This is a genomic window from Pseudomonas sp. D2002 (assembly GCF_013385735.1).
GTDB lineage: Bacteria > Pseudomonadota > Gammaproteobacteria > Pseudomonadales > Pseudomonadaceae > Aquipseudomonas.
Genome location: NZ_JACAPL010000018.1, coordinates 1 through 1,381, shown reverse-complemented (window position 1 = coordinate 1,381; position 1,381 = coordinate 1). Strand labels below are relative to the sequence as shown.

1 protein-coding gene is annotated in these 1,381 nt (G+C 54.7%); it reads right to left on the bottom strand.

Going from position 1 to position 1,381, the window contains the following annotated elements; translation table 11 throughout:
- Positions 1-1,381 (bottom strand): immunoglobulin-like domain-containing protein (locus HX783_RS26525; RefSeq protein WP_371317713.1); only part of this gene is annotated, 1,381 nt, incomplete at both ends.

Sequence of the window (1,381 nt, the reverse complement as noted above, 5' to 3'; positions counted from 1 at the left end):
CAAGGTCGCGGTGTAGGTGATGTCGCCGCCTTCAACGACCGATGCTTTGTCGGCAGTCAGGGAAACCGTGGTGTTGTCGATCGAGTCGGTGATCGTGGTTACGGCTGCTTTCGGATCGGTGACCAAGTTCTCGAAATTACCACCCGCAGTCTTGGCGATGGTGGTGCTGACGCTGGAACTGTTGTTGTAGACGTCGTTAGCTGGCGTCTGGAACACGGTCGAACCAACGGTTTCACCGGCTTTGATGGTAATGGTCTGGCCATTGCTCAACGTTACGGTGACATCGGTTTGCGCTTTGTTGGTCAAGGTCGCGGTGTAGGTGATGTCGCCGCCTTCAACCACCGATGCTTTGTCGGCAGTCAGGGAAACCGTGGTGTTGTCGATCGAGTCGGTGATCGTGGTTACGGCTGCTTTCGGATCGGTGACCAGGTTCTCGAAGTTGCCGCCGACAGTTTTGGCGATGGTGGTGCTGACGGTTGAGCCGTTGTTGTAGACGTCGTTAGCTGGCGTCTGGAACACAGTCGAACCAGCGGTTTCACCGGCTTTGATGGTAATGGTCTGGCCATTGCTCAACGTTACGGTGACATCGGTTTGCGCTTTGTTGGTCAGGGTCGCTGTGTAGGTAATCTCACCGCCTTCAACGACCGATGCTTTATCAGCGGTCAGAGTGATGGTGGTGTTATCGATCGAATCTGTGATGGTGGTTTCAGCCGCTTTCGGATCGGTCACCAGGTTCTCGAAGTTACCACCTGCAGTTTTGGCGATGGTGGTGCTGACGGTGGAACCGTTGTTGTAAACGTCGTTGGCTGGCGTTTGGAAAACAGTCGAGCCAACGGTTTCACCAGCTTTAATGGTGATCGTCTGACCATTCGAAAGCGTAACGGTTACGTCAGTCTGAGCTTTGTTCGTCAGGGTCGCGGTGTAGGTAATCTCACCGCCTTCAACCACCGAGGCTTTGTCGGCGGAGAGGGAAACCGTGGTGTTGTCGATCGAATCGGTGATGGCTGTTTCAGCCGCCTTCGGATCGGTTACCAGGTTCTCGAAGTTGCCGCCTTCGGTCTTGGTGATCGTGGTGCTGACGGTGCTGCCATTGTTGTAAACGTCGTTAGCTGGCGTCTGGAACACAGTCGAGCCAACGGTTTCACCCGCTTTGATGGTGATCGTCTGACCATTCGAAAGCGTAACGGTTACGTCAGTCTGAGCTTTGTTCGTCAGAGTCGCGGTGTAGGTAATCTCACCACCTTCAACCACCGACGCTTTATCGGCGGAGAGGGAAACCGTGGTGTTGTCGATCGAATCAGTGATGGCTGTTTCAGCCGCCTTCGGATCGGTTACCAGGTTCTCGAAGTTGCCGCCTTCGGTTTTGGCGATGGTGGTGCTG